12 protein-coding genes and 1 pseudogene are annotated in these 20,772 nt (G+C 66.6%); 4 read left to right on the top strand and 9 right to left on the bottom strand.

Annotated features, from left to right (window positions below; all coding sequences use genetic code 11):
* The first annotated feature begins 93 nt into the window (after positions 1–93).
* Positions 94–1,170: a LacI family DNA-binding transcriptional regulator gene (locus ASD22_RS11410; RefSeq protein WP_056083183.1), complete on the top strand. Its 1,077-nt coding sequence runs from the start codon at positions 94–96 to the stop codon at positions 1,168–1,170.
* Positions 1,171–1,449: 279 nt separating this feature from the next.
* On the opposite strand, the gene xylA is transcribed toward ASD22_RS11410, so the two are convergent.
* The 5 genes from xylA to ASD22_RS11435 all read right to left on the bottom strand — a co-directional run bounded on the left by xylA (position 1,450) and on the right by ASD22_RS11435 (position 7,995).
* Complete coding sequence (gene xylA / locus ASD22_RS11415; RefSeq protein WP_056083186.1) at positions 1,450–2,790, bottom strand: xylose isomerase; 1,341 nt, start codon at positions 2,788–2,790, stop codon at positions 1,450–1,452.
* Positions 2,791–2,838: 48 nt separating this feature from the next.
* Positions 2,839–4,353: a xylulokinase gene (gene xylB, locus ASD22_RS11420; protein WP_056083188.1), complete on the bottom strand. Its 1,515-nt coding sequence runs from the start codon at positions 4,351–4,353 to the stop codon at positions 2,839–2,841.
* Positions 4,354–4,970: 617 nt separating this feature from the next.
* A complete protein-coding gene (locus tag ASD22_RS11425; protein ID WP_056083191.1) occupies positions 4,971–5,909 on the bottom strand; it encodes a hypothetical protein in 939 nt (312 codons plus the stop codon).
* Between the two features lie 4 nt (positions 5,910–5,913).
* On the bottom strand, positions 5,914–7,098 hold the full coding sequence (locus ASD22_RS11430; RefSeq protein ID WP_235577618.1) for an SPFH domain-containing protein: 1,185 nt from the start codon (positions 7,096–7,098) through the stop codon (positions 5,914–5,916).
* Between the two features lie 15 nt (positions 7,099–7,113).
* Complete coding sequence (locus ASD22_RS11435; RefSeq protein WP_056083197.1) at positions 7,114–7,995, bottom strand: alpha/beta hydrolase; 882 nt, start codon at positions 7,993–7,995, stop codon at positions 7,114–7,116.
* 137 nt (positions 7,996–8,132) lie between these two features.
* On the opposite strand from ASD22_RS11435, the pseudogene ASD22_RS11440 reads away from it, so the two are divergent.
* Together ASD22_RS11440 and ASD22_RS16930 are read left to right on the top strand one after the other, a co-directional pair.
* Positions 8,133–12,671: pseudogene (locus ASD22_RS11440) on the top strand (DEAD/DEAH box helicase); the annotation flags it as partial.
* 124 nt (positions 12,672–12,795) lie between these two features.
* Positions 12,796–12,954: a hypothetical protein gene (locus ASD22_RS16930; protein ID WP_200945378.1), complete on the top strand. Its 159-nt coding sequence runs from the start codon at positions 12,796–12,798 to the stop codon at positions 12,952–12,954.
* Positions 12,955–12,980: 26 nt separating this feature from the next.
* Here the strand turns inward: ASD22_RS16930 and ASD22_RS11445 are convergent, their stop codons facing one another.
* From ASD22_RS11445 to glk, 4 genes are all read right to left on the bottom strand, one after another.
* Positions 12,981–14,045, bottom strand: a complete 1,065-nt coding sequence (locus ASD22_RS11445) for a DUF5009 domain-containing protein (protein WP_056083204.1) — start codon at positions 14,043–14,045, stop codon at positions 12,981–12,983.
* 216 nt (positions 14,046–14,261) lie between these two features.
* Positions 14,262–16,583 (bottom strand): family 20 glycosylhydrolase, encoded by a 2,322-nt coding sequence (locus tag ASD22_RS11450; protein WP_056083206.1) that lies wholly within the window; start codon positions 16,581–16,583, stop codon positions 14,262–14,264.
* 130 nt (positions 16,584–16,713) lie between these two features.
* Positions 16,714–19,422, bottom strand: coding sequence for a TonB-dependent receptor (locus ASD22_RS11455; protein WP_056083209.1), 2,709 nt, complete (start codon positions 19,420–19,422; stop codon positions 16,714–16,716).
* A 114-nt stretch (positions 19,423–19,536) separates the two neighbouring features.
* The gene (gene glk, locus ASD22_RS11460; protein ID WP_235577620.1) at positions 19,537–20,559 is read right to left on the bottom strand and encodes a glucokinase; all 1,023 of its coding nucleotides are present in this window, start codon (positions 20,557–20,559) and stop codon (positions 19,537–19,539) included.
* A gap of 3 nt (positions 20,560–20,562) precedes the next feature.
* Here glk and ASD22_RS16870 point away from each other — a divergent pair, with 3 nt between their 5' ends.
* Complete coding sequence (locus tag ASD22_RS16870; RefSeq protein ID WP_162245066.1) at positions 20,563–20,751, top strand: hypothetical protein; 189 nt, start codon at positions 20,563–20,565, stop codon at positions 20,749–20,751.
* Positions 20,752–20,772: the final 21 nt, after the last annotated feature.

The following is a 20,772-nucleotide window of genomic DNA, read 5'->3' on the forward strand; positions in this document are numbered from 1 at the left end:
ATGCGCGCATGGCTGGACCTCGTGGGGATGGGGATCCGGGAATCTGGCAACGGGCCCGCGCAACGCGACGCGCACTGCTGAAAGGAAACGGCATTGAAGACAACAGGCAAGAAATCGGCTCGCCGGAAAGGGCGTGCCGTCACCATCGACGAGGTAGCGGTTCTCGCCGAAGTATCGCCAATGACGGTGTCGCGGGTGGTCAACGGCCACGCCAAGGTGCGCGAAACGACCCGCGAAAAAGTGATGCAGGCCGTGCGCGAGCTGGGCTACGTGCCGAACCAGGCGGCCAGTTCGCTTGCCGCCGCGCAGGACGTGCGCATCGCGCTGATCTACACCAACCCCAGCGGCGCCTACCTGCGCGAGCTGTTGCTGGGCGCGCTGCATGGCGCCGAGCGCACCGCCGCGCAATTGGTGATCGACAGCTGGGAAACGCTGGATGCCGCCGCCGAACGCAAGGCCGCGCGCGCGCTGGCCAAGAGCGTGGGCGGGGTGATCCTGCCGCCGCCGCTGTGCGAATCCAAGGTGGTGATCGAGGAACTGACCAAGGCCGGCGTGCCGGTGGTGGCGGTGGCCTCGGGCCACTTCATCCACGACATCTCCAGCGTGCGCATCGACGACTTCCTGGCCAGCAAGGAGATCGTCGAACACCTCATCAACATGGGTCACACGCGCATCGCGTGCGTCAAGGGCCACCCCAACCAGATGGCCAGCCAGCGCCGCTTCGAGGGTTACCAAGCCGCGCTCAAGGAAGCGGGCATCGCGCGGGATGCCGAACTGGTGCAGCAGGGCTACTTCACCTACCGCTCCGGGCTGGAGGCGGTCGAGAAGCTGCTGTCGTTGCGCAAGCCGCCCACCGCGATCTTCGCCAGCAACGACGACATGGCCGCGGCGGCCGTCTCGGTGGCGCACCGACGCGGATTGCGGGTGCCGCTGGATCTGTCCATCGTGGGTTTCGATGACACCTCGGCCGCGACCACGGTGTGGCCCGAGCTCACCACCGTGCGCCAGCCGATCTCCAGCATGGCCGATTCGGCGATCGACATCCTGCTGCGCGCCATCCGTCGCAACGGCAACGAAACCCGCGTGGTGGTCGATCAGGTGGTGGCGCACCAGCTGGTGATGCGCGGCTCCGTGGCGCCGGCGAAGACGGCCGCCAAGACGCGCAGCTGAGGCAGCTGCGCGCGTCGTGCTTTGGCACGACACGCCCTTGCGTGTCGTGCCAGGAAATGAAACGGGGCGCCGCAGGCCGAAAGCCACGCGGCCGACAGCATCGACCGGTGTTTCCAGCCCCGCATCTGCCCGCGACGAATGAACGATGCCGCCGGGCATGGCGCGCGTGGCGCCATGAATATCCATTGCCATGTCCACCCCCTCGGTCCGTGTCGCTCCGGATTGCCCGTGGTGTCACACCGTGCCGCCGCCCCTGCGGCGACACGGGTGGCTTGGGGTTCAGCGCATCAGGTACTGGTTGATCAGGTTCTCGTAGCGCTCCTGCTTGCCGCTGCGCTGGGTCGGTTCACCCTGGGCGACCGCCAGATCACGCAGCGCGGCCAGGTCGAGCTTGCCCTCGGCGAAGTCCTTGCCCTTGCCGGCATCGAAGCTGGCATAACGCTCGGCACGCCACTTCTCCCACGGCGAGGCGTTGAGCAGCGAATGGGCCACTTCCAAGCCGCGCGCGAAGCTGTCCATGCCGCCGACGTGGGCGATGAACAAATCATCGGGGTCGGTGGATTCGCGACGCACCTTGGCGTCGAAGTTCAGGCCGCCCGGGGCCAGGCCACCCTGACGCAGCACCACCATCATCGCGCCCACGGTGTCGTACAGGTCGGTGGGGAACTGGTCGGTGTCCCAACCGTTCTGCGCATTGCCGCGGTTGGCGTCGATGCTGCCCAGCATGCCGTGGTTGGAGGCGATCTGCAGGTCGTGCTCGAAGGTGTGGCCCGACAGCGTGGCGTGGTTGGCCTCGATGTTGAGCGAGAAGTCCTTGTCCAGGCCGTTCTGCTTCAGGAAGCCGACCACGGTGGCGGAGTCGAAATCGTACTGGTGGCCCATCGGCTCCATCGGCTTCGGCTCGATCAGGTACTTGCCCTGGAAGCCGATGCTGCGGCCGTAGTCACGCGCGGCGGTGAGGAACTTGGCGAAGTTGTTGAGCTCGCGCTTGGTGTCCGTGTTGTGCAGCGAGGCGTAGCCTTCGCGGCCGCCCCAGAACACGTAGTTCTCGCCGCCCAGCTCCACGGTGGCTTCCAGCGCCGCCTTGATCTGCGCCGCCGCACGCGCCACCACGGCGAAGTCCGGGTTGGTGCCCGCGCCATTCATGTAGCGCGGATGGCTGAACAGGTTCGCCGTGCCCCACAGCAGCTTCATGCCGGTGGACTTCTGGCGCTCCTTGGCCAGCGCGACCATGTGCTTGAGGTTCTTCTCGTACTCGCCGATGTCATCGGCATCCGGCGACATGTCGATGTCGTGGAAGCAGTAGTACGGCACGCCGAGCTTGGTGAAGAACTCGAACGCGGCGTCGATCTTGTCCTCGGCACGACCCAGCGCGGTGCTGGCGTGCTTGTCCCACGGATACACGCGGGTGCCGGGGCCGAACGGGTCGTGGCCGGCATTGCAGAAGCTGTGCCAGTAGCACGCCGCGAAACGCAGGTGCTCGGCCATGGTCTTGTCGCCGACTTTCTTGTTGGCGTCGTAATGCTTGAACGCCAGCGGATTGTCCGACCCGATGCCCTCGTAGGGGATGGCGCCGATGCCGGGGAAATACTCGCGTTTGCCGATGAAGGGGGTGCTCATGATGGTGTCCTGGTGGATAGGTGATGATGGTGTTTGATGCTGGAAGCTTCAGCCGCCGCTCGTGACGTTCTCGTTGGCGTGGCTCGCCACGGCGGCTTCCAGATGACGAGAGAAGTGGCCGTAGTGGCTGCGATAGGCGGTGGTCGCAGCCGGATCCGGACGGGTCGAGAGTGCCGGATCGAGGTGAACATGCTCGGTGGCCAGGGCCGCGATATCCGCGTGGCCACCCGCGGCGTGATCCAATGCCCACAATGCCTGCAGTGCGGCGCCGAAAGCCGCGCCTTCGGCTTGCGTGGGCACGTCCACCGGCAATTCGAACACGTCGGCCACCATTTGTCGCCACGCGGCGCTGTGGCTGCCGCCGCCGGTGAGGCGGATCGCGTCGAAGTGCAGCCCCGCGGCGCACAGCGCGTCATAGCCATGGCGCAGCGCGTAGGTCGCCCCTTCCATCGCGGCGCGGTAGAGGTTGGCGCGGTTGAGGTTGGCCGTATCCATGCCGTGCAGGCTGGCGCGGGCGTGCGGCAGGTCGGGCGTACGCTCGCCGTTGAAGAACGGCAGCATCACCAGGCCGTCGGCGCCCGGCGTGGTGCCGGCCAACACCTTGTCGCCATCGCGGCTCTCGAAGCCGAACGCGCGCGCCACGTTTTCCGTGGCCACGGTGCAATTCATGGTGCAGATCAGCGGCAACCAGCCACCGGTGGACGAGCAGAACGCCGCCCAGCTGCCGTTGTCGTCCACCACCGGATGGTCGGCGTGCGCGAACAGCGTGCCCGAGGTACCCAGGCTCATGCTCAACACGCCAGAGGCCACGTTGCCGGTGCCGATCGCGGCCATCATGTTGTCGCCGCCACCGGCCGAGACGCGCACGCCGTGTGGCAGGCCCAGCTCGTCGGCAATCGCGGCGGAAATGGGGAAGCTGGCATCAGCTTCCACCAGCGGCGGCAGGCAGGCCGCGAGATCGCGCTGCGTATCCGTGGCCGCCAGCAATTCCGGCGACCACTGACGCGTGCGCACATCCAGCCAGCCCGTGCCGGAGGCGTCGCCGTATTCCATCCAGCGCTCGCCGGTCAACCAGAAATTCACGTAGTCGTGCGGCAGCATGATGCTCGCCAGCTGCTGGTATACCTCGGGCCGGTGCTTGCGCGTCCACGGCAGTTTCGAGGCGGTGTAACCGGCAAGAATCGGGTTGCCGGCCAGCGCCACGGCGCGCAGCGGCCCGCCCACGGCGCCCATGATCTCGTCGCATTCGGCCTGGGTGCTGGTGTCGCACCACAGCTTGGCCGGCGCCAGCACCTGGCCCGCGGTGTCCACCGGCACGAAACCATGCTGCTGACCGGACACGCCCAACGCCACCACGCGGGCGCGCAGGGCCGGGTCCAGCTTGGCAAAACAGCTGCGGATCGCGTCGATCCACCACTGGGCTTCCTGCTCGCGGCTGCCATCATCCTGCGCCACCAATTCCAGCGCATGGCTGTGCGTGGCCAGCACCTCGTGCGCCACCGAATCGTACGCAACGAGCTTGACGCTCTGGGTGCCTACATCAAGTCCAACGACCAAGCTCATTGCGGTTCTCGCAGGTTAGGGTGTTAGCGCTAACATTCATCTAAACAAAAAAATGCCCGTCTGGCAATATGCCCCCAGATTCAACGCCCGCAGGCGGAAAAGGACGCAACCACGGACTTTACCCCACCCGGCGGAAATTGCATGCCGCAACGCAAAATCCCCCGCATTCACCGGCATGCCGTGTCGTGGTGATTCCGGAACGCTGCGGCTATCATGGCGAGACGGGCCTGTAGCTCAATGGTTAGAGCAGGGGACTCATCGAAATGGTGCCGCCACGGCGTAATCCGTGGATGGAATCGGGATGAATTCAGGGAAACCTCAGCGGCGCGCAACGCGGCCGGTGGCAACCCTGAGCCAAGCCGCCGGTACACCGACGGAAGGTGCAGAGACTACCTGAGGGCTACAGCGCCCTTGATCACAGGCTCGAGCGTCCCGCACCCCACCTGCCCCATCGGCAGAGGGTGAAGAGATAGTCCGCTCCGGAGGGAAACCCCCGGCACAAGCGAATCCCTTGGTTCCAGGTTCGAGTCCTGGCGGGCCCACCATCCAGTGAATCCGCGCGCGGGTTGTTACCGGATTCCGGCGTGCGATCCACCCGTGGCTGCCCGCGAAAGCCCTCAATTCACCAGATGTCCGTATCTTTCCGCCAGGCTGATGGTGGCTGTCATGCCCGCGTTGAACTCCAGGAAGTCAGCTTCGATCCCGTCGCTGAAGATCACCCCGTAGCCCGCCATCTGCGAGACAAGCTGCAGCGGCTCGGTTCGGGTGACTTGCCCGAACACCAACTCGACTTGCGTCGTGCGGCTGGGGAATGGTTCGCGCACCGTGAACTGCAGATGGTCTGCATCCCAGGCAAAGCCATGTTCCCACATGAGCTGTGCCGACCCCGCAAGCGCGTGGCCGGCGATGCCGGCGGCGCCCGCCAACAGGCTCTGAAACCACCCCGTCGAACCCAGGCCCGTCGACACGATGAGTCCACTGGACGAGTGGGTCTCCGAGCGCGCCCCCTGCTGGATCTGGTAACGCGCGGACACGTGCGACCGCGGCCCGATGAAAAGGTCGTTGACCGCAAAAAGCTCCTGTCCATCGCTCAGGGCCGCTCGCGCCATGGTTACGCGGCTTAGCGAACGCCTGCCGGCGATGGCCTCCTTCGCAATGGTGGACAGGTCCCCGACCTCGAAGGGAAGCAGCACACCGTCCCAACGCGCCGGATCGGGGTTGACCCCGATGACCGGTTGCGCGCCCTTGAGGTACTTGAGCGTGTTGGCGACAAGGCCATCCTGGCCCAGGACCACCACCAGCGCATCCGGCGCGAAGAGGTAATTCGCCAGGAAACCCCGATCCAGTCGATGCACCCGCCCGAAGCGACCCAAGGTTGCCTCGGACGTTTCAACCGCCTGCTGATAGATGCGGTGCTCGGCTTCATAGTCGGAAAAATCCGCGCCGAGGTGTTCCACGTAGAAGCGTGCCTGCTCGATCGTGTTGAAGCGCGCGATCAGCTCCTCAAGCCGCGTCTTGCGGGTCACCAGCACGATCCGCTGGTTGAGTGCATCCATGGCGTCAGGCCTTCGCTGCCGGCTTGGGGCGCCCATGCGTCAATTGCTGCAGCAAATCGGGGGAGATGTTGAGTTCGCCGATCCGCTCGGCGTTTGCCGCCAATCCCTGGAATGCCTGGGCGATCAGCACGTTCGGGTCCGCCTGCCCCACCATCAGGGCCTGCAGCACTTTCGGATCGACGCCCTGCACCGCCTTCATGCTCGCGGCGATCCCGTAGGCCTTGGCGTCGGCTTCCGTCTGCGCGTTGGTGGCACGCAGCATGGTCAGGCTCTTGTTCTTCTCTTCCAGCGCGATGCGGCCGGCCAGATCCTGATCCTGGATCGCCTGACGTTTGGCCAATACGGCCTGCTCGGCTTCCAGTTGTGCCTCGCGGATCTGGCGTTTTTTCGCTTCCACAGCGATCTCGGTATTGAGCTCGTTCTCCTTGACCGCGCGCTCCTGCTCGATCGCGGCGTTGCGGCGCACATAGGTCGCATCGTCCGCCTGCTTGAGAATCTGCTCGCGAACCTGCGCCTCCAGCGCCCGGGCGGTTTCCGGGTTGGGCTTCACGGCGAGAATCGCGAAGTTGACCAGCTCAAGCCCGAGGCTGGGCAGGCCATCCGCGCGCTGCAAACCCTCGCGCACGACCTGCACCAGATGATCGGAGCCCTGCAGCAATTGCTGCAATGTCTGGCTCTGCAACACCGAACGCAGTTGTACCTGCACGGTATTGACGACGCGCTGGGGGAGCTTGGTCCAGTCTTCGGAGGCATAGCTGCCGTCCGATTTGAGGGTGAAGTTCATCAAGGCGGCGAGCGTGGCCGGCTTGGACACGCGATAGGTGACCTGGCCCTGGACCGTCACGACCTGAAAGTCGCTGCTGACTTCCTGGAACATGAACGGGGCATCCACGCTTTCAAGCGGAATCGAAACCAGGGTGGCGCTGGGTGCGAAATACCAGAACGTGAGGCCCGTGCCCTCACGAGTCGATTTACCGTTCTTGTACTGGATGAGGTAGGTGCTTGGATTGGCTTTGACGTACCGAAAACCGAACATGGTCGTATCCCTGGTTGAATTGAATGATGACGTGCATGTGGCCTTGGTGAAGGCCGACTTACACCCGAGTATTCCCTTCTCCTGCCTCGTTTCCCCGGTGTGCCCGCCGACGACCCGCGTGGTGAACGCTTGGACGCGCGTCCAGCGTATCAATTGCCATAACCGCGCTCACGAGCGATCCGGCGCCTGCCGTTGCAGCCAGTCGCCCAATTGATGCAGCACCTGGCTGCGGCCCGGCTCGGCCTCGTTGAAAAGCTCGTGGTACAGCATCGAGAAAAAGCGCGTGGTGAGCTGGCCGCCGGGGGCGGCGGCGCGCGAGAAATCGCTGCTGCCGGAGGGGTCGACCAGTGCGTCGCTGCCGGAGACCAGCAGCAAGGTGGGGACGTGCAGCCGCGCGGCATCGGCGATGCTGGAGGCGCCCGCGCGAAAGATGAAGTCGGCCAGCCGCGGGGTGATCCAGCCATGGCGCAGGGGATCGGCGCGATACGCGGCGACCCTTGCACGGTCGTGCGAGATGCGGCCGAAACTCAGGCCGCTGCGCAGCGGCAGGTTCGGCGTCATCCGGTTCAGCACGCGGGCCAGCGCACGGCGCCAGCGCGGCTCCCAGCTGCGCAGCGCGGGTGAACTGAGGATCACGGCGCCGGGTGCGATGCGGCCATCCAGCACACTGCGCGCCACCACCACACCGCCCATGCTGTGGCCAAGCACCAGCGGTACGCAGCCCAGCGTGCAGGCGTAATCGCGGTGGATCGCCGTCAGGTCCTGCAGCAGATCGTCGTCGTGGCGCAGCGCGCCGCGGCGGCCGGGCGTCCTGCCGTGGCCGCGCTGGTCGTAGCTGCGCACGGCGTAGCCACGGGCGCCCAGCCACTGCGCAAGCTCCGCATAGCGCCCGCTGTGCTCGCTCAGGCCGTGGACGATCAGCACGGCGCCGCGCGCCTGGGCCAGCGGCCAGTCGCGCACGAAAATCGGCTGACCATCGGCCATCGTCAGCCACGATTCCACGGCTTGCGCATCACTCTGGCGCGACGCCGGTTGCAGCGGTTGCTTCACCCCATCCTCCCGTGCTGAGCTTCCATCGCGAGCCAACCACCCGCGGCGGCGAAACCTTGATAGTGACATGGGGCGCGGCCGCCGCGCGCCGCGCGCGATCCAATTGAGCACTCCGGTACCGCCCCCATATCTGACCGATGAGCTCCTCCGTGCCCACGCAGCACCCGTCGCCGAGTCCTTCCCCGCTGGATGATTTCCACCCGGCGGTGGCGGCATGGTTCCGCCGCACGTTTCCCGCGCTCACGGCGGCGCAGGCGGCGGCGTGGCCGTCGATCCGCGCCGGCAACCACACATTGGTGGCGGCGCCGACCGGGTCGGGCAAGACGCTGACCGCCTTCCTGGCCGCCATCGACGAACTGGTGCGCGAGGGCGTGGCGCACGGCGGCGTGCTGGCCGACGCCACCACCGTGGTCTACGTGTCGCCACTGAAGGCGCTGTCCAACGACATCCATATCAACCTCGACGCGCCGCTGGAAGGCATCCGCGCCGAGCTGGAAACACTGGGCCTGCCCGACGTGGCGATCCGCACCGCCGTGCGCACCGGCGATACGCCGCAGGCCGAGCGCAACGCGCTGCGCAAGCAACCGCCGCACATCCTGGTGACCACGCCCGAATCGCTGTACGTGCTGCTGGGTTCGGCCTCGGGCCGCGCCATGTTGTCGGGCGTGCGGTCGGTGATCGTGGACGAGATCCACGCCATCGCCGGCAGCAAGCGCGGCTCGCACCTGGCGCTATCGCTGGAGCGTCTGCAGTCGCTGTGCCAGCGGCCGCTGTTGCGGATCGGGTTGTCGGCGACGCAGAAGCCCATAGAAAAGGTCGCCGACTTTTTGGTCGGCGACGCTCCTGCTCCTCCCCCTGCATGCAGGGGGAGGTTGGGAGGGGGTAACGCTCTTGATCTTGAGTCCACGAGCAAGAGCACCCCACCCCAACCCTCCCCTGCGCGCAGGGGAGGGAGCAGAAGCGCAACCATCATCAACGTGGGCCATACCCGCCCCCGCGACCTCGCCATCGAAGTGCCGCCGGTACCGCTGGAAGCGGTGATGTCCAACGACAGCTGGGAGCTGGTCTACAACCGGCTGGCGCAGCTGGTGCAGGCGCATCGCACCACGCTGATCTTCGTCAACACGCGGCGCATGGCCGAGCGCGCCGCGCGGCACTTGTCGGAGCGGCTGGGCAAGGAAGTGGTCGCCGCGCATCACGGCAGCCTGGCGAAGGAGCAGCGGCTGGACGCGGAGCAGCGGCTGAAGCGCGGCGAATTGTCGGTGCTGGTGGCCACCGCTTCGCTGGAGCTGGGCATCGACATCGGCGAAGTGGACCTGGTCTGCCAGCTCGGCTCGCCGCGCTCGATCGCCGCGTTCCTGCAGCGGGCCGGCCGCTCCGGCCACAGCATCGACGGCACGCCGAAGGCGCGGCTGTTTCCGGCCACCCGCGACGATCTGGTCGAATGCACGGCCCTGCTCGACTGCGTGCGTCGCGGCGAGCTCGATGCGCTGATCCTGCCGCCACAGCCGCTGGACGTGCTGGCGCAGCAGATCGTGGCCGAAGTGGCCTGCCAGGAATGGACCGAGGACGCGCTGTACACGCTGGTGCGCCGCGCGTATCCGTACCGCGATCTTTCGCGCGCCGATTTCGATGCCGTGGTGCGCATGCTGGCCGAGGGTTTCACCACCCGCCAGGGGCCGCGCGCGGCGTATATCCATCGCGACGCGGTGCATGGTCAGTTGCGGGCGCGGCGCAGCGCCCGGCTCACCGCACTCACCTCCGGCGGCACCATTCCCGATACCGCCGACTACAAGGTGGTGCTGGAGCCGCAGGCGATCATCGTGGGCACGGTGAACGAGGATTTCGCGGTCGAGAGCATGGCCGGCGACATCTTCCAGCTGGGCAACACCAGCTACCGCATCCAGCGCGTGGAGCGTGATCGCTTGCGCGTGGAAGACGCGCGCGGCGCGCCGCCCAGCATTCCGTTCTGGCTGGGCGAAGCGCCCGGGCGCAGTGATGAATTGTCGTTCGGCGTGTCGCGGCTGCGCGAGGAGATCGCCGCTCTGCTTGAGCCCCTCTCCCGCTTGCGGGAGAGGGGTGGGGGAGAGGGTACGGTGCTTGCCGAGCACTCGCGCGCGCCCGAGCCCTCTCCCCCGGCCCCTCTCCCGCAAGCGGGAGAGGGGGGCAAGGCGCGGGCGCTCGCGTGGCTGCATGACGAACTCGGCCTCGCCGACGCCGCCGCCCAGCAACTCGTCGACTATCTCGCCCGCGCCAAATCCGCGCTCGGCGTCCTGCCCAGCCAGCACACGCTGGTGCTGGAACGCTTCTTCGACGAATCCGGCGGCACCCAGCTGGTGATCCACACGCCGTGGGGCAGCCACATCAATCGCGCGTGGGGGCTGGCGCTGCGCAAGCGATTCTGTCGCCAGTTCAACTTCGAGCTGCAGGCGGCCGCGACCGAGGATGCGATCGTGCTGTCGCTGTCCACCAGCCACAGCTTTCCGCTGGAGGAGGTGGCCCACTACCTGCACTCCAACACCGCCGAGCACGTGCTGGTGCAGGCGTTGCTGGATGCGCCGCTGTTCCCCGCGCGCTGGCGCTGGAATGCCGTGACCGCATTGGCGCTGCCGCGCTTCACCGGTGGCAAGCGCACGCCGCCGCCGTTGCAGCGGATGAAAAGCGAGGACCTGCTGGCCGCCGTATTCCCCGACCAGGTGGCCTGCCTGGAAAACATCGTGGGCGAGCGCGAGGTGCCCGACCATCCGCTGGTCAACCAGACCATGCACGACTGCCTGCGCGAGGCGATGGACGTGGACGGCCTGCTGCGCATCCTGCGTTCGCTGGAAGCGGGCAAGATCGCCATCGTGGCGCGCGACCTCACCGGCCCCAGCCCGCTGGCGGCCGAGGTGTTGAACGCGGCGCCGTATGCGTTCCTCGATGACGCGCCACTGGAGGAACGCCGCACCCAGGCGGTGCAGACACGGCGCTGGAGCGCCGACGATGCCGACGACCTGGGCCGGCTCGATCCCGACGCGATCGCCGCCGTGCGCGAGGAGGCCTGGCCGCAGGTGCGCGATGCCGACGAGATGCACGAGGCACTGACGCTGCTGGGGTTTGTCACCGAGGCGGAAGTCGACGCCAACGCGGGCTGGAGCGAACGGTTGCAAGTGTTGGCCAGGGCAAGGCGCGCCACCCTGTTCGCTCCCACAGGGGCATGGACGTCCGCCGAACAGCTGCCCATCTGGCTGGCGCTTCATCCTGACACGGTGATGCAGCCATCGATTGCCGCCCCGGCCGAATACGCCGCGCAAACCTGGACGCGCGAGGACGCGCTGCTGGAACTGCTGCGCCGTCGCCTGGGCGGGCTCGGCCCGGTCACCGTGGCCGCGCTGGCCGGATCGATGGCGGTGCAAGCGGTGGAGGTCGAACAGGCGCTGCTGCGCCTGCAAACCGAAGGTTTCGTGATGCAGGGACGCTTCACCGCGGAGGCCAGCGCCACCGAATGGTGCGAGCGCCACCTGCTGGCACGCATCCACCGCTACACGATCGGCCGCCTGCGCCGCGAGATCGAGCCGGTCAGCCGGCGCGACCTGATGCGTTTCCTGTTCGACTGGCAGCATGTATCGGCCGCTGCGCGGCTCAATGGGCCGGATGCGCTGGCGGCCACGCTGGCGCAACTGGAGGGCTACGAAGCGGCAGCGGGTGCGTGGGAGTCGGAAATCCTGCCTGCGCGCGTCGCCGACTATTCGATCGGCTGGCTGGACGATCTGTGTCGCGCGGGGCGCATCGGCTGGACCCGGCTGCGCAGCGGTGGCGGCAGCGGCGGGCCGGTGCGCAGCACGCCGATCGTGTTGCTGCCGCGGCGTGAGATGGCCGTCTGGACGTCCGTCGCGGAACGTGAGTCGACCGACGCCGCGTTGTCGTCGCGCGCCCAGGCCGTGGCCGATGCCCTGGCCGAACGCGGCGCGCTGTTTTTCGACGAGTTGATGGATGCCACGCGCTTGCTGCGCACCGAGCTGGAAAATGCGCTGGGTGAGCTGGTGGCCGCCGGCCAGGTTCGTGCCGACAGTTTTGCGGGCTTGCGCGCGCTGCTGCTGCCGGCGGCCAAACGCGATGGCGGCCGGCATCGGCGGGTGCGGCGGCATCAGCTGAGCAGCATCGAGGACGCGGGGCGGTGGTCGTTGGTGCGCAGCGCTGCACGGACGGATGAGCGGTCGCGGCAAGAGCGGCCCCTCTCCTCAATCCTCTCCCACCCGCAAGGGGACTCCCTTCGGTCGCCAACGGGGAGAGGAGGCGATGGTGGCGCTTCGCGCCGATTGGATTCGAATGAAGCGGAAACGGAGCATGTCGCACGCACCCTGCTTCGCCGCTACGGTGTGGTGTTCTGGAAATTGCTGGAGCGCGAAGCGCCATGGTTGCCGTCATGGCGCGACCTGCTGCGCGTGTATCACCGGCTGGAGGCGCGCGGTGAGATTCGCGGCGGGCGTTTTGTCGAAGGCCTGGTCGGCGAGCAGTTCGCGCTGCCCGAGGCCATCGCCCCGCTGCGTGCGGTGCGCAGGCGCGCCGATGACGGCGAGCTGGTGTCGGTCAGCGGCAGCGATCCGCTGAACCTGGTCGGCACCGTATTGGTGGGCGACAAGGTGGCGGCGTTGGCCGGTTCACGCGTGCTGTACCGCGACGGCGCACCGATCGCGGCGCTGGTCGGCGGCAAGGTCAGCGCGCTGGTGGAGTTGTCCGCAGCCGATCAGCAACGCGCGAAGCACGTGCTGCTGCGCTATCCACCGTCGCAGCCGGAAGTACCGGCGGTGGCGCCCTGAGGTGGGTTGCCTGCCGATATTGCTGTTGTTTCCCACGGGGTTCGGTATCGGTTACCTGATTGCCGGCAACCTTGGCGCGTTGTGGGGTGCCGGTGTCGGCCTGCTGCTGGGTGTGTTGCTGATGATCGCCTTCATCAAGGCCTTGCGCGGCCGGCGCTGAACCTCGAGGCCTTCCCACACAGGTACCTACAGTTTCAGATAGACCCGTCGCCGATCCATCGCCCACACGATCAGCCACCACACCGTCACGAACACCACCGCGAACGCCAGCGATGGCACGTACGGACCGAAGTGCGGCGTCATCCAGCCGGCGAACAGGTGCTGGTAGATCGGTTGGTTCCAGCCCAGCGCGGGCAGCAGGATCTGCATCAGTTCGGAGCCGGCGTAGGCGGCAATCGCGTTAATGCCGAAACGGCGACCCCAGGCCGGCCAGCCGTGCCGATCGATCAGCCAGTGGAAAGCCAGCAGCGCCAGCGTGGCCCAGCCGGCTGTCCACAGCACGAACGACGACGTCCACAGGTTCTTGTTGAGTGGCAGCCACAGCGACCACAGCGCGCCGAGCAGCAGCAACAGCACACCGGCGATCAGCAATCGGCGGATATCTCCACGGCGCAGCCAGCAACCGACGCGCAGGCCCAGCAAGGTGGTGGCGAGCGAAGGCAGGGTGGCGAGCAGGCCTTCGGGATCGTGCCCGCGGCCGGTGGCCGGGTCGATCAGGTAGACGAAGTGGCCGAACACGGCGCTGTCGGTGCGGCTGACGATATTCACCCACGGCTCCAGCGAACCGCCCGCCAGCAGCAATCCCCAATAACCGAGCAGGATGCCGCCGATGGTGATCCACTGCGTGCGTGGTCGGGTATAAACCGCAAACAGCGCCACCGCGGCGAAGCAGATGCCGATCCGCTGCAGCACGCCCGGAAAACGCAGGTGCGCATGCGGCAACAACCACGCCGCCAGCAGGTTGATCGCCACGCCCAGCGCAAGAATGCGCAGCGCCCGCCACAGCGCCGCCTTCACCAGAACGCCGGGCGCCACGCCCTGTTCCAGCCGCGGCAGCAGGGCCAGCGCGGTCGACACGCCGACCACGAACAGGAAGAACGGAAACACCAGATCGGTCGGCGTGCAGCCGTGCCACGACGCGTGTTCCAGCGGCGCGTAGACATGCCCCCAGTCGCCGGGGTCGTTGACCAGCAACATCCCCGCGACCGTGCAGCCGCGCAGGGCGTCGAGGGAAGCGAGGCGCTTGCTCATGCGGCCATGCCTCGCTGCTTCCCCAGGGTTGCAGGGGAGGAAACACGACGCGGCGCGCTTCGCTCCTCCCCCTGCACGCAGGGGGAGGTTGGGAGGGGGTGGCGCAGGGTGGCGGGGAAGCTCAAGAGCAACCCCTCCCCAACCTTTCTGCGACCGGAGGAAGTCCCTTCAGGGGCGTTGCAGAGTAGTGAGCAAGGGACACGTGCGGCGCCAGGTTCATGGCTTCAACGCCACCTGACCGATCGCATACAGCGCGCCATCGATCGGCGCCGTGTAGATCAGGCACAGCGCGTGCTCGCCCTGCTGCGCAGGCAGCGCCGCGTTGAGGGTGAAGTTGCGCGCGCTGTGCGCGGGGTCGGGCAGCGGCATGCTGGCCAGCACCGGGCCATTGCAGGTATCGCGGTGCACCACCAGCTCGCCGAACGGCGTGCGCCGTGGGCGCGACACCACCAGTTTCTGGTCGTGGGCCATCGCGAAATTGCGTACCAGCCGCGCGGCATCGACGCGGATCGAGGTCAACCCGTCCAGCGGCGTGGCCGGATAAAGATGGCAGCTGTCGAATACATTGATGGTGTACACCGGCGCCGTCGACGTGGCGTCCGGCAGTGGCTGCACGCGCAGGCGGAAATCGCTGCCGGGGCAGTTGGGCATGGTGTTTCCGGCCACCGTGAGCAGGCTGGCGCGATCGAGCACGCGCTGCCGCGCGGCAGCCAGTTCGTTGCCATCCGCCGCAAAGCTGGCGGCACGCACGGTGATCGGCAGTGTCACGTTGAACGGAGCGTCGTAACGTGGCGAACCGAGGGTGGGCGTGCTGCCGTCGGTCGTGTAGTGGATGTTGCCGAAGTCGGTCTGGTTGGCCAATGTGACCGTGGCCCGGCCGGTGACCAGCGCGACGTTGCGATCGATCGCGATGTCCACCGCGAACGCGCCATCGGCGTACGGAATCCGCTGCGCCTTGTAGCGCTCCAGTTGCGCCGGCAGGCGGGCCAGGAAGGCGGGCCAGTGGTTGCTCGCGGCCGGCGACCAGGCCACCTCGCTGAGCGCATCCAGGCGTGGGAATACCGCATGCTCCACATGGGCGAACGTGGGCATGTGTTCGGTCCATACATTGACCTGCACACCCAGCACATGCTTCGCCTGGGCGGCGCCCAAGACAGCGGGTACCACCTGGAAACCATAGACGCTGCGCAGGGATTCCACGCCCAGCCGGCCGGCGTAGTCATCCTCCAGCTCGCTTTGCACGTGGTCGAAGTAGAGATTCGGCGCGGGCGCCATCACCACGTCGTGACCCAGCATCGCGGCCTTGATCGCGCCGTCGGTACCGCGCCAGGACATCACCGTGGCATCGGCCGGCAGGTTGTCGCCTTCGAGGATTTCGTCCCAGCCGATCAGCTTGCGTCCATGTTTTTCCAGGTACTGGCCGACGCGGTCGATGAACCAGCCCTGCAGCGCGTTCTCGCTGGTGATGCCCAGCTCGCGCATCTTCGCCTGCACCGCGGGCGAAGCTTCCCACTGATCCTTGATCGCCTCGTCGCCGCCGACGTGGATGTACGTGGACGGGAACAACGCCAGCACTTCGTCCAGCACGTTGTCGATGAAGGTGAAGGTGTCGTCGTCGACGTTGTAGAGCCAGGGGTTCACGCCCCAGTCGATGGATACCTGCGGCCGCTGGCCGGTGACGCCCAGCTGCGGGTACGCGGCCACCGCGGCCTGCGCGTGGCCGGGCATGTCCAGCTCCGGCACGATGGTGATGTGGCGCGCGGCGGCGTAGGCGACCACCTGGCGGATCTGGTCCTGGGTATAGAAACCGCCGTAGCGTTTCGGCTCGCCGTTTTTACCCGCGTCCGGCGGCGTGCGCCACGCGCCGATGCGGGTGAGCTCGGGGTAGCGCTTGATCTGGATGCGCCAGCCCTGGTCGTCGGTGAGGTGCCAGTGCAGCGTGTTCATCTTGTGCTGCGCCATCTGGTCGATCAGCGTTTCCACCTCGGCCACGCTCTGGAAATGGCGCACGGAATCCAGCATCAGGCCACGCCAGGCGAAACGCGGCTGGTCGCGGATCTGCATCGCCGCCAGCGTCACCGGGCCGTGCTTCGCATCGGGCGTCAGCAACTGCCACAGGGTGATGGCGCCATGAAACAGGCCGGCGTCATCGCGCGCGCTGACGCGGATACCCTCGGGCGTGACATCCAGCGCGTAACCTTCCGCCTGCGTCACGACGGCCTGCGGGTCACGCTGCAGGACGATGGCATGCGCCGGCACCGGGCCGTGCTGCACGCGCAAGCGCAAACCGCGCGTGCGCTCGACCAGGCTGGACAGATAGGCGGCGGTGCTGGCCGTGCCCTTCCCGTCATCGGCAATCACGATCGGCGTATCGACGCCCACCGTGAACCGGCCCTCGGTGACGGTGACCTGCGCCGGCTGCGGGATCAGCGGAACCACCGCGTCGGTGGCGGCGTGGGCGGTTGCGGACAAGACCACCATCACGGCGACGCAGAGCCATGCGCAGGCATGCAGAAGGGTGGGCAGACGACGCGTCATGGTCCATCTCCATCGTGGGTCGCTAAACCGCGCGACACGCTTTAAAAAAAGGGCCCGTACAGTGTGCCTGACGGGCCCGGAAAGGGGGTTGGTGGTGGGCCATCCATGGCCCGGGAGGTACGGGGGTAGGTCAGTACTTGAAGCGGAAGTTGAGGTAGTACTGGCGGCCGTTGGAGTAGAACGCGGTGGGTACCGTTGCGGCCTGGTAGTAGGTGATGGTCGGATCGTTGAGGTTCAGCGCATCCAGGCTGACGCTCATCCATTCGGTCGGGCTGTAGCTGACCGACGCCGACAAGGTGGCGAACTTGTCCTGGTAGTAAGGGTTGGCGCCCTTCAGGCCGATCAGGAAGGACGAACGGGAGGTGTAGTTGACGCGCGCGGCAAACTTGTCGTTCTCGAAGTACGCGCCCACGTTGTAGGTGTTCTTCGAAGTGCCCAGCAAGTGGTTGCTGCCGTCGGCCCAGGTGTGATCGGTGCTGCCATCGGCGTAGGTGTAGTTCGCGGTTACGCCGAAGTGGTCGCCGATCGGCTGCTGATAGGCCAGTTCCACACCCTGCACGTCACCGTCGGCGTTGACCGGCGACGAGATGTCGTATTGCTCGAGCTGGTGGGTCAGTTCGCTGAACAGCATCTGCTTGGACACGCCGTAAGCGACGTAATCCTTCAGGTGCATCGAGTACGCGCCTGCGGACAGCAGGCCACGCGGCATGAAGTACCACTCGAGGGCGGCGTCGAAGTTGGTCGACAACACCGGCTTCAGCATCGGGTTGCCGCCGCTGCCGGTCTTGCTGAGATCCGAGCCACTGGATGCCGCGCCGAGTGCGGAGTAATCCGGCAGCGTCTGCGTTTGCGAGGCGGCGAAGCGGAACAGCAGGTCGTCGGCAAGATTGAACTTCAGGTTGGCGCTGGGCAGCACGCGGTTGATCGTGTTTTCCTGCTGCTTCGCATCCCATGCGCCAAACAGGCTGCTGACATCCGCGGTGGCGGCGTTGGCGTTGACCACGTAGCTGTCGACGTTCTGCCGGATGTGCGAATAGCGCAGACCGAAGTTGCCGCTCCAGCCATCACCGGTGAAGTTGGCTTGCAGGTAGCCGGCCAGGTTCTTCTCGTTGACCTTGAACTCGGCGCCGTAGTTGTGGCGGCCGGTCGGGCCATCATTGTCCGACAGCCACGTCGAATTCTGTTCGACGGCGTCCTTCAACGAGCCAACGGTGTAGTACCAGATATCGGTGGGGAAGTTGCCGCCGATGCCGCTGCCGAAATCGCTCGGGTACTTGCCGGTGACGCCATTGGCTTCCAGCGCGGGGCCGATCGCGCCGGGGCTGGCGCCTTCCGGCGAGAAGACCTGCCGGGTGTGGTTGGCGTAACGCACACCGAAGTCGATCGAGGACAGCACACTGCTGTCGAAGTACTGGGTGAAGTCCGCGGTGCCGAACTTTTCCTCATCCACGGTCTTGTACATCTGGTTGCCCCAGGTGCCGAAACCGGTGGCCGCCGGGCCGGTATATCCACCCAGGCTCCAATCGACCGGTGAACCGATGCCGTGCGTCTGGTACTGCGCACCACCGCCGATGGCCGTGGTCACTTCGGCGATGTACTGCTTGGCGGTAAGGCCGGTGCCCTTGCTGGTGCCCAGCTCGAACTTGCTCGACAGGCTGTCGGTGATCTGCCAGTCCGCATCGAGGGTGACGTAATTGGACTTGGCCGAGGACGTGCGGGCAATCATGTCGTAGATGCCGTAGGCAGTGCCGGCAACACCTGCATAGCTGGCGTCGGTCAACACGCCATTGCTGACGGTGTAGCCGGGCTCGGGCGCCTGGCTGGAGATGAAGTTGCCGCCCCACAGCATGAAGTTGCGGTTGTAGTTGTCTGCCTTGAGGTCCGAGTAGAACCCGTTCAGGCCCAGGGTCAGGTCATCGCTGGGACGGAACTGCAGCGACAGCAGGCCACCCTTGCGATCACGCACCTGGGTGAACAGGGTCGAGCCCAGCAGGCTGGGCGCCAGGACGCCGGCCAGATCCGGATTGGTGGCCGTCACCGGCGCATCCGCGGCGATGGTGAGGAAGCCGGACGGCAGCTCCTGCGCCTCACGCTGCAGGTGGCGTTTCTGCTTGAACGCCTGCACCAACACGCCGAAGGTGTCGGTCTTGTAGTTGAACAGGGCGGACAGCTGCGGATCATTCGCACCGGCTGCGTCGGAACGGACCGCGCCGACCGAGGCGTTGATGGTGACCGGCTTGTCGAAGTCCAGCGGCTTGCGCGTGATGATGTTGATGTTGCCGGAAGTGCCGCCGTCCACCAGCTTGGCTTCGGATGACTTGTGCACTTCCACGCGGCTGACCAGTTCGGACGGCAGCAAGGTGTAGCTGACGCTGCGGCCGACGGTCTGCATCTGACTGAGCACGAACCAGTCGGCCGAACCCACCGAGTGGCCGTCGATCAGGGTCTGGGTGAGGCTGGGGCTGGTGCCACGCAGGCTGACGCGATCGGATTCGTCGAAGCCGCCCTCGTCGGAACTGGACGAGCTGATGTTGACGCCCGGCAGGCCCTGCAGGGCATCGGCAACGTTGTGGGCCGGCAGCTTGCCCACGTCTTCGGCGGTGACCACTTCGAGATGCGAATCAGCCGCCTGTTTCAGGTTCAGCGCATTTTCCTGGCTGGCGCGAATGCCGGTCACCGTAACGGTGCTCAGATTCTTGACCTCTTCGGCCTTCTTCTGCGCGGCCGACGTGGCGGTACTGTCGGTGGTCTGGCTGGCGGCGTCCTGGGCAAATGCCGCACCCGACAGGCACAAGCCGGTGATGATGCTCGCGGCGAGCATGGTCTTGCGGTAGTTCATGGTGTTTCCTCCCCTCAGAGGTGGCTGGTTTGGTGACCGGCGAACGGAATGCCGACGGTCGAGCTCTTCATGGATCGCAGGTTTTGTAGCTGGATGCCCGGTGCCGCCGACGTGTCACGTGTTCCTCCGCTCTTCGAGAAACCAGCCTGCAGCACCCATGACGCCAAGCTGGCCGTGCTCAATCAATCGAACCGGAACCTGTTGCAGATAAGCGCGCATCACGCCCTTGTTGAAGTAGCGTTCGGCGAACGTGCTGGACGCCAGGAAGCCGTGGATCTGCGGCAGGATGCCGCCGGCCAGGTACACGCCGCCGCGCGCGCCGTAAAGCATCACCAGGTCGCCGACGAAGCTGCCGAGCAACCCGCAGAACATGTCCAGCGCCTCGACCGCGGCCGGGTCTTGCCCCGCCAGCGCCGCGGCGGTGACGTCGGCGGGCGTGGTCGCCGCGGGCGACGTGCGATGCAGGCTGCACAACGCGCGATAGAGATTCAGCAAGCCGGGGCCGGAGAGCGCGTTTTCGTACGAGACGTAATCGCGCCCGTGCGCCAGCAACGGCAACACCTGCCGCTCGCGCTCGGTACCCGGTGCCAGTGAAATCTGCCCCGCTTCGGTGGCCAGCACGTGCGCGTGCGGCTCACCCGGCATCAGCACCGCCGAGCCCAGCCCGGTGCCCGGCCCCATCACCAGCACCGGGCCGGGTGCGGTCGGCCGGATCGCGTCGATGACGGCGCGCGTGTCGGCCTGATCGACAAACTGCGTGGCGTAGGCAAGCGCTTCGAAATCGTTGATCACCGCCACCCGCCTGATGCCCAGGCTTTGGCGGATGTCGCCGATGGATACCGGCCAGGGCAGGTTCTCATTGACGATGGCGTCGCCCAGCACGTAGCCGGCGCAGGCCACCGCGCATTCCGCCGGCGCCTGCTCCTGTGCCACGCCCGGCAACTGCTCCACAAAGTCGCGCAATACGGCGGTAAGGCTGGGCCAGGCGGCGCACTGGTAGCGGCGGTAGTGCAACACGTCGATCGGCTGCTTGCGGTTCGCCGCCGGGGCGACCAGCGCGATGCGCGCATGCGTGCCACCGACATCGGCAGCCAGGAACGGCGCGACCCGATGATCCGCCGCCGTCGACGGCGACATGACATGACGCTGGTTGACCACTTCCCCCACCCCGATTCTCCCTTGCCAGGTTTGCCGTGCGATGCGGGCATTGCTGCCGCAGCAGGTCGCACGGGTGCTGATGGGGACGGAGCATGGACTGAAAATGACAACGTTGTCAAATCATCGGCGACAAATTTTCAGACGCCGCATGATGCGTCGCAATACATTTGATCCGACGCCATCGCCTGAATC

Origin of the sequence: Rhodanobacter sp. Root480 (genome assembly GCF_001426645.1) — a bacterium.
Taxonomy (GTDB): Bacteria; Pseudomonadota; Gammaproteobacteria; order Xanthomonadales; family Rhodanobacteraceae; genus Rhodanobacter; species Rhodanobacter ginsenosidimutans.

Coding starts and splice junctions, on each gene's coding strand:
- xylA (WP_056083186.1), bottom strand. CDS start 2,790: ATGAGCACCCCCTTCATCGGCAAACGCGAGTATTTCCCCGGCATCGGC.
- xylB (WP_056083188.1), bottom strand. CDS start 4,353: ATGAGCTTGGTCGTTGGACTTGATGTAGGCACCCAGAGCGTCAAGCTC.
- ASD22_RS11425 (WP_056083191.1), bottom strand. CDS start 5,909: ATGGATGCACTCAACCAGCGGATCGTGCTGGTGACCCGCAAGACGCGG.
- ASD22_RS11445 (WP_056083204.1), bottom strand. CDS start 14,045: ATGAGCAAGCGCCTCGCTTCCCTCGACGCCCTGCGCGGCTGCACGGTC.
- ASD22_RS11450 (WP_056083206.1), bottom strand. CDS start 16,583: ATGACGCGTCGTCTGCCCACCCTTCTGCATGCCTGCGCATGGCTCTGC.
- ASD22_RS11455 (WP_056083209.1), bottom strand. CDS start 19,422: ATGAACTACCGCAAGACCATGCTCGCCGCGAGCATCATCACCGGCTTG.
- glk (WP_235577620.1), bottom strand. CDS start 20,559: ATGTCGCCGTCGACGGCGGCGGATCATCGGGTCGCGCCGTTCCTGGCT.
- ASD22_RS16870 (WP_162245066.1), top strand. CDS start 20,563: ATGACGCTGGTTGACCACTTCCCCCACCCCGATTCTCCCTTGCCAGGT.